The organism is Saccharopolyspora sp. NPDC045941, assembly GCF_056431445.1.
The window spans coordinates 128,221-135,419 of record NZ_JBWKKU010000022.1 but is presented as its reverse complement, the minus strand read 5'-3'; the positions used below and the strand labels follow the sequence as shown (position 1 = coordinate 135,419).

8 protein-coding genes are annotated in these 7,199 nt (G+C 69.7%); 4 read left to right on the top strand and 4 right to left on the bottom strand.

Going from position 1 to position 7,199, the window contains the following annotated elements; genetic code table 11:
- The first annotated feature begins 216 nt into the window (after nucleotides 1–216).
- Nucleotides 217–840 (top strand): uracil phosphoribosyltransferase, encoded by a 624-nt coding sequence (gene upp / locus AC07FN_RS19880; protein WP_478396936.1) that lies wholly within the window; start codon nucleotides 217–219, stop codon nucleotides 838–840.
- A gap of 305 nt (nucleotides 841–1,145) precedes the next feature.
- Nucleotides 1,146–2,498: a glycoside hydrolase family 18 protein gene (locus tag AC07FN_RS19875; RefSeq protein ID WP_478396935.1), complete on the top strand. Its 1,353-nt coding sequence runs from the start codon at nucleotides 1,146–1,148 to the stop codon at nucleotides 2,496–2,498.
- A gap of 287 nt (nucleotides 2,499–2,785) precedes the next feature.
- Here the strand turns inward: AC07FN_RS19875 and AC07FN_RS19870 are convergent, their stop codons facing one another.
- Entirely contained in the window at nucleotides 2,786–3,376 is a 591-nt protein-coding gene (locus AC07FN_RS19870; protein WP_478396934.1) for a TetR/AcrR family transcriptional regulator, read from the bottom strand.
- 53 nt (nucleotides 3,377–3,429) lie between these two features.
- On the opposite strand from AC07FN_RS19870, the gene AC07FN_RS19865 reads away from it, so the two are divergent.
- Both AC07FN_RS19865 and AC07FN_RS19860 read left to right on the top strand, forming a co-directional pair.
- Complete coding sequence (locus tag AC07FN_RS19865) at nucleotides 3,430–3,636, top strand: type II toxin-antitoxin system VapB family antitoxin (RefSeq protein ID WP_358579371.1); 207 nt, start codon at nucleotides 3,430–3,432, stop codon at nucleotides 3,634–3,636.
- A 14-nt stretch (nucleotides 3,637–3,650) separates the two neighbouring features.
- Nucleotides 3,651–4,031: a type II toxin-antitoxin system death-on-curing family toxin gene (locus AC07FN_RS19860; protein ID WP_478396933.1), complete on the top strand. Its 381-nt coding sequence runs from the start codon at nucleotides 3,651–3,653 to the stop codon at nucleotides 4,029–4,031.
- A 180-nt stretch (nucleotides 4,032–4,211) separates the two neighbouring features.
- Here the strand turns inward: AC07FN_RS19860 and AC07FN_RS19855 are convergent, their stop codons facing one another.
- The 3 genes from AC07FN_RS19855 to AC07FN_RS19845 all read right to left on the bottom strand — a co-directional run bounded on the left by AC07FN_RS19855 (nucleotide 4,212) and on the right by AC07FN_RS19845 (nucleotide 7,009).
- Entirely contained in the window at nucleotides 4,212–4,547 is a 336-nt protein-coding gene (locus AC07FN_RS19855; protein WP_132485237.1) for a hypothetical protein, read from the bottom strand.
- 375 nt (nucleotides 4,548–4,922) lie between these two features.
- Nucleotides 4,923–5,375: a flavodoxin family protein gene (locus AC07FN_RS19850; protein WP_093266990.1), complete on the bottom strand. Its 453-nt coding sequence runs from the start codon at nucleotides 5,373–5,375 to the stop codon at nucleotides 4,923–4,925.
- 2 nt (nucleotides 5,376–5,377) lie between these two features.
- Entirely contained in the window at nucleotides 5,378–7,009 is a 1,632-nt protein-coding gene (locus AC07FN_RS19845; RefSeq protein WP_478396932.1) for a phospho-sugar mutase, read from the bottom strand.
- Nucleotides 7,010–7,199 lie beyond the last annotated feature (190 nt).

Here is a 7,199-nt window from a genome sequence, read left to right as displayed (position 1 = left end):
AAACTGGCACGCCCTCGACCGCGTCCGCTGCTGCCCACACCGCGTCGGCACCCTCGCCCGAGCCATCCTCACCCTCGAACACGAAGGATGAAAAAGGCTCAATGGAACTTGCGGGAGTGCCGGAGGGCCGACGCCCGGCTGCGGCCGTGCGACCGGCGACACGTTGTTGAGCAGCGGCAACGTGCTTCGCGATGCGGGCGGTTACTGTTGTCGGTCATGGACGTTCGGGTCGTGGACCACCCCCTCGTGAAGGCAAGGCTGTCCACAATGCGCGATGCGCGCACCAACAGCGCCGCGTTCCGCGCCGCGCTGCAAGAGCTCACGCTGATGCTCATCTACGAGGCGACGCGGGACGCCGAGGTCGCGGTGGAGCCGATCCACACCCCGGTGGCGCGCACCAACGGCTACCGGCTGGCGAACCCGCCGCTGCTGGTGCCGGTGCTGCGGGCCGGTCTCGGCATGGCCGACCAGGCGCACCGGCTGATCCCGGAGGCGCAGATGGGCTTCGTCGGCCTGGCCAGGGACGAGGAGACGCTGCAGCCCACGCCGTACCTCGAATCGCTGCCCACCGACCTGTCCGGCCGCCCGGTGCTGGTGCTGGACCCGATGCTGGCCACCGGTGGCTCGATGGTGCACACGATCAGCCTGCTGACCGACCGCGGCGCCACCGACGTCACGGCGATCTGCACGCTGGCCGCCCCGGAGGGCGTGCGCCGGCTGGAGGAATCCGGCCTGCCGGTGCGGGTGGTGACCGCGAGCGTGGACGAGCGCCTCAACGAGTCGGGATTCATCGTCCCCGGCCTCGGCGACGCGGGGGACCGCGAATACGGCGCGGTGTAGCTCCACTGGGTCCCGGACGCCTCCCGAATTCGCCTGGAATTGCAACGATCTTCGCCGGGTCGCAGCGGGGAAATTCCCGATTTTGCCTGAAATCGGGAGTCCCGCAGCGGCCCGGTTCGTCGTGTTGACCACCGGTTCTACCTGGACAGGTGCGGGGTGCGCGGGCGCCCCGGCGACGCCTCGGGCTCCTGCTTGACCTGCCCGCAGCAGCGTTATTGGGCCGAACAGGCGCTACCTGGTCTAGACCTGATCCGAATATGGTCTATACCACATTGAGCGATCCCCCCGATGACGCAGGAGTCGCCATGTCCGTTCGACGACGCAGCTTCCCGTTCCGGCTGCCGGTGCTGCTCGCCTCGATCCTCGCCCTGGGGCTGCCCGCGCTGGCCGCCCCGGCCGGGGCCTCCGACACCCCGGCCGCCCCCCAACCCCAGGCCGCCGCCCGCAAGGTCGGCTACTTCACCCAGTGGTCGATCTACGACCGCAACTACTTCGTCAAGAACCTCGACACCTCCGGCGCCGCCGGTCAGCTGACCCACCTCAACTACGCCTTCGGCAACCTCGACGCCGGCGGCAAGTGCTTCCAGGTCAACCAGGCCGGCGAAGGCGACGCCTGGGCCGACTACCAGCGCCGCTTCACCGCCGAGCAGACCGTCAACGGCACGGCCGACGCCTACGACCAGCCGCTGGCGGGCAACCTCAACCAGCTCAAGCAGCTCAAGGCGAAGCACCCCGGGCTGAAGGTGTACATCTCCTTCGGCGGCTGGACCTGGTCGAAGAACTTCCACGCGGCCGCGGCGACCCCCCAATCCCGTGCCGCGCACGTCAAGTCCTGCATCGACATGTGGATCCGCGGCAACCTGCCGAAGATCGGCGAGCCGCAGGGCGGGGACGGCGTCGCCGCGGGCATCTTCGACGGCGTCGACCTCGACTGGGAGTGGCCCGCCTCCGAGGGCGGCCCCGGCAACGTCGTCGACCCGGCCGACAAGCAGAACTACACCGCACTGCTGCAGGAATGGCGCACCCAGCTCGACGCCGTCGGCAAGGAGCTCGGCAAGACCTACGACATCAGCGCGTTCCTGCCCGCCGACCCGAAGAAGATCGAGGCCGGCTACGAGGTGCCGAAGGTCTTCGGCCTGCTCACCTTCGGCACGATCCAGGGCTACGACCTGCACGGCGCCTACGAGCCGACGACGAACCACCAGTCGGCGATCTACAGCCCGGAGGGCGACCCGTCGCCGGAGAAGTGGAGCATCGACCAGACGATCAACGCCTGGCGCACCGCCGGGGCGCCGAACGACAAGATGGTGCTCGGCGTGCCCTTCTACGGCCGCGGCTGGACCGGCGTGCAGAACCAGAACAACGGCCTGTTCCAGACCTCGACCGGTCCTGCCCCGGCCAAGTACGAGGCGGGCATCGAGGACTACAAGCTGCTCAAGGCCAAGGCCGGTTCGTTCACCCTGCACCGCGACGAGAAGGCCGGTCACGCCTGGATCTACGACGGAACCACGTTCTGGACCTTCGACGACGCGACCGAGATCACCCGCAAGGTCGAGTACCTCAAGCAGCAGGGCCTCGGCGGCGCGATGGTGTGGTCGATGGACGGCGACACGCCCGAAGGCGAGCTGATGACCGCCATCCACAAGGCCCTCGGCTGAGGACTGTTTCAAAGCAGCTCGCATAGCGGTGCGGGTAGCGGAACCTCAGAAGTCTTCTCGACTCCGGGATCCCCGACTTATGTATTCCGGATACACGGCGCTGGGGCTGTCCTCGCGAGAAGACTTCTGAGAACCCGCGGCGGTGCGAGCTGCGAGGGTGGGCTAAGCGGCTGCGCCGCTTCAAAGAGAAGACCGACGGAATCCCGAAGCAGTCGTGGGTGGTCATGGCCGCCAGTCAAGGCCGCGCACGACGCGCTGGCCCCGAGGAACTCCCCCGTCGCTCGGGGTCAGCGCCTCCAACCCGCGAAACCGTTGCGCAGCGCCCGCTCATAGCGGGCGCTGCCTTCGTCTCCGGCCGGTGCCGAACCGCTCAGCTCCAGCGAGACCAGGCCGTGCACCAGCGCCCACGCGGCGAAGACGACCTCCGCCGGATCGGCGTCGATCAGCTCCCCGGCCTCGATGCCCTTGGCGATCGCCTCCCGCAGCGGCTCGATGCTGCGCAGCGCCTGCTCCCACGCCCGCTCGTCGGGCGTGAAGTCGGGCACCGCGTGCCCGAACATGATCGAGTAGAAGTGCCGGTTGGTCAGTGCGCTGTCCCGGTAGGCGTGGCCCAGCGCGGTCAGGTCCTGCGCCGCGTCGCCGGTGCGCGACACCCGCTCCATCCGGTCGCACAGCCGCTGGAAGCCCTCCACGTACAGCTCGCGGACCAGCCCCGGCTTGCCGCCGAACAGGGAGTACACCGCGGTGGTCGAGGTGCCCACGTCCGCGGCGAGGCGCCGCAGGCTCAGCCCCTCCGGGCCGTGCGCGGACAGCAGCTCGCCGGCCCGGTCCAGCAGGCGGGTGCGGAGGGCTTCGTCGTGCGCTCGCGGTCTCGCCATTGACCGAACGTAGCGCCTTTCTCGGGTGGTATCAGCGCGATACCATCTACCGCATGGCCATGACCTTGCGTCTGACCGAGGAAGAGAACCGGCGGCTCGCCGAGCTGGCGGCGGTCGAGGGGCGGTCCAAGCAGGAGGTCGTGCGCAGTGCGCTGGCTGAACGCTGGGCGCGCCAGCAGAAGGAACAGCAGCTGGACGACGTGATGCAGCGCGTTCTGCCGCGATACCGGGGATTGTTGGACAAGCTCGGCCCTTCATGATCGACTATTGAGCGGTGACCGTATATCTCGACACGTCCGATCTGCTCCTGCTCGCGACCGCGGTTTCCGACGGCGACCTGCTGGTGCGGGACAGCGGATTGCTCGACGCGGCGGCGTACCGGCCGCGCGCGGAGGTCCTCGGGGTGCCGGCGTACGAGACCCTGTGGCTGAAGTCGGCGGCGCTGCTGGATTCGATCGTGCGCACCCGGCCGCTGGCCGGCGGCAACTGGCGGCTGGGCTGGGTGGCCGCGGTGGCGATGTGCGACGTGAACGGCTGGTGGGTGGAGGCCGACGACGACGAGGCGCTGGTGCTGGTCCGCGAGGTCGGCCGCGACCAGCGGGAGCTCCCCGAGGTGGCGGACCACCTGGAGCGCTGGGCCAAGCCCAAGATCTGACCCGGCCGCAAACCCTTGGCGTGCGGGGAGATTCGCGGCGGCGGGCCCGGAACGGCGATGGCCCGCCCGGGAGTCCGGGCGGGCCAGCGCGCTCAATTCGTTCGGTCTTCGGCCGAGGTCGTTGTTCAGGCACTTGCTCGCGGTGGTCGGCCGACCACGCGGGAGTGCCGGTACCAGGCCCTAGCCGACGGCTCCGCTCTCGAGCTTCCTCATGGCAATCGGTGCGCCTGCCAGGTCCTCTTCGTTGCAGAGCAACTTGAGGTCGTAGTAGGGCGAACCTTCGCGATCGTCGTAGTCCAGGTGGACTGCGATGACATCGATGGGTTCACCCAGCCAGTTCTGGGCCTCGCGAAGCCATTGGGCGGACCGCTCCAGGGCGGCTGGTAGGTCGTCGTCGCGGAACTCGACAGGTCGGTACGGAACGCCCTGAACCTGATCCTGCGGACCGGGGGGCTGTGGGAGATCCACGGAGACGCCGGAGTCGTCGAGTTCGAGTCGGATCGCTTCCTCACTCACTGTCGCAGGGTAACCCCTCCGGCGGTCCAAATGCTGCCGGAGGGCCTGCTCAGTTCCCCCGGATCGGGCTGCTGAGCTGGTCGGACCGGTCGGCCGATTACCATGCGCAAGGTGCGGGGCGCCCTGGGCATCGCACGTTGATGAGGGAAGGCGGGCTTTGCCCAGGGCGCCCTGCTGCCGTCAAGGGGCGCGCCCCGACGACACGATCAGGTTACTCCGGTCGTGTCGTCCAAGATCAACTGGGGTTGGTCGCGGAGCACGCCGTTTTCGCGCGAAAACGGCACCTCCCACGCGTGGCGAGCCTCGTTTTCGCGCGAAAACGCTGCTCGGCCACCCTGGCTGGACGTTACCCTCCGCGATGGGCGGATACGCCGTTCAGGGCATCAGTCCGGCCGCGACGGTCGCCCCGAGCTCCCAGCACGCCTCCAGCGCGTCCTTGTCCGGCTGGCCGAGCACGGTGACCGGCTCCGCGACCTGCTGCCACGACAGGCCGGTCGTGATCGACCGGATCGCGCGCAGCGCGCCCTCCACGCCCTCGTTGCCGTGCACGTAGCAGCCGTACGGCCGGCCGATCGTCGAATCCAGGCACGGGTAGTAGATCGTGTCGAAGAAGTGCTTGAGCGCGCCGCTGATGTAGCCGAGGTTCGCCGGCGTGCCGAGCAGGTAGCCGTCGGCTTCCAGGACGTCGCTGGCCGTGGCGCTCAACGCCGGTCGCCGCACCACTTCGACGCCCTCGATCTCGTCGGTCGTGGCGCCCGCGACGACCTTCTCGAACATCGCCTGCATGCCCGGCGACGGCGTGTGGTGCACGATCAGCAGCCTCGGCATCGTCAGTCCTCCCGCACCAGGTCGGAAACCGCCTGCTTCAGCGCGTCGAGCCGGTCCGCGGCCCGCTGCTTCGCCGCCGCCAGCGGGAGTTCGCCGGCGTGCTCGACGACCTGCAGGTAGCACTTGAGCTTGGGTTCGGTGCCGGACGGGCGGATGACGACCCGGAGCCCGCCCGCGCCGGTGATCACCAGCGCATCGGTGTCCGGCAACAGGTCCTCGACGTCCACAGTGGTCGCCGCGAGGCTGGTCGGTGGCCGCTCGCGGAGCCGTCGCATGATGCGCGGGATCACGCCCAGGTCCGTGACGCGCACGGAAACCTGGCCGGTCTGGTGCACGCCGTGCTTCGCGGACAGCTCGTCGAGCAGCTCCGGCAGGCCGCTCCCGGATGCCTTCAGGGTGGCGGCCAGGTCGCTGCCCAGGACGGCGGTGGAGATGCCGTCCTTGTCGCGCACGGCATCCGGGTCGACGCAGTGCCCGAGCGCCTCCTCGTAGGCGTAGACCAGGCCGGTTCCGGCGCCGTCGCCGGCGCGCACGAGCCATTTGAAGCCGGTCAGCGTCTCGTCGTAACGGACGCCGAACTCTGCGGCGATCGAACGCAGCATGGTCGCGGACACGATCGTCGTCGCGACCAGCGGATCGGCCGATCTATCCACAGTGGACAGGATGTGCTGGGCGAGCAGGATGCCGGTCTCGTCGCCGCGCAGCATCCGCCAGGCGCCGTCCTCCCGGACGCCGAGCGCGCACCGGTCGGCGTCCGGGTCGAGCGCGATCGCCAGGTCCGCGCCGATCTCGGCGGCCAGCGCCAGCAGCTCGTCGGTCGCCCCCGGTTCCTCCGGGTTCGGGAAGCCGACGGTGGGGAAGTCCGGGTCCGGTTTCTCCTGGGACGCAACGAGATGCACGTCGTCGAAACCGGCGCGATGCAGCGCCTGCCGCAGCGTCTGCGCGCCGACGCCGTGCAACGCGGTCGCCGCGATCCGCAGAGTTCGCGCGTCGCCGCGCGGCAGCGTCGCAACCCGCGCGAGGTAGTCGTCCAAGGCGGAGTCGTGGATCGACCAGCTTTCCTTGCGCGGCACCGCGTTCGCCGCCGGAGTCGCGGCGATCGCCGCCTCGATTTCGGTGTCGACGGGGCTCACCAGGTGGATGCCGCCCCGCAGGTACAGCTTGTACCCGTTGTCCTGCGGCGGATTGTGCGAAGCGGTGATCTGGATGCCCGCGACGGCGTCCAGCGCGCGTGCGGCGTGCGCCAGCACCGGCGTCGGCAGCGGCTCGGGCAGCATCCGCACGTCGAAACCGGCGGCCGCCAGCACCCCGGCGGCGTCGGTGGCGAAGTCCTCCGAGCCGTGCCGCGCATCGCGGCCGACCACGACGACACCGCCGCCGTGACCGCACTCGGTCAACCACGCCGCCACACCGGCGGTCGTGCGCACGACCACGGCGCGGTTCATCCCGTTCGAGCCCGCGCGCACCGCCGCGCGCAGGCCGGCGGTGCCGAACTGCGGCATGCCGGACATCCGGTCCGCGAGCTCCGGGTCGTCGGCGTCGAGCAGCGCCTGCAGCTCGGCCTGGGTCCGCGGGTCCACGTCGCCGGCGATCCACCGCAGGGCGGCCTCGCGCGGCTGCGCGTCGAGCGTCACTTCGCCTCCTGTAGAGCCTGTTTCCAGGCTCGTTCTGCGTGGCGGTGCAGGTGGCGGAACCTGAGAACCCGCGGCGGTGCGTGGGCCAAGCGGCTGCGCCGCTTCAAAGACACAACCCCGCCCTACCGCACTCGCACGCCACCACATCTCAAACGACTTCTATGGCAACCAAAACCGCTCACGACCACAA

Excerpts from the sequence above, each read along its gene's own strand:
- upp (WP_478396936.1), top strand. The coding sequence starts at position 217 with ATGGACGTTCGGGTCGTGGACCACCCCCTCGTGAAGGCAAGGCTGTCC.
- AC07FN_RS19875 (WP_478396935.1), top strand. The coding sequence starts at position 1,146 with ATGTCCGTTCGACGACGCAGCTTCCCGTTCCGGCTGCCGGTGCTGCTC.
- AC07FN_RS19870 (WP_478396934.1), bottom strand. The coding sequence starts at position 3,376 with ATGGCGAGACCGCGAGCGCACGACGAAGCCCTCCGCACCCGCCTGCTG.
- AC07FN_RS19865 (WP_358579371.1), top strand. The coding sequence starts at position 3,430 with ATGGCCATGACCTTGCGTCTGACCGAGGAAGAGAACCGGCGGCTCGCC.
- AC07FN_RS19850 (WP_093266990.1), bottom strand. The coding sequence starts at position 5,375 with ATGCCGAGGCTGCTGATCGTGCACCACACGCCGTCGCCGGGCATGCAG.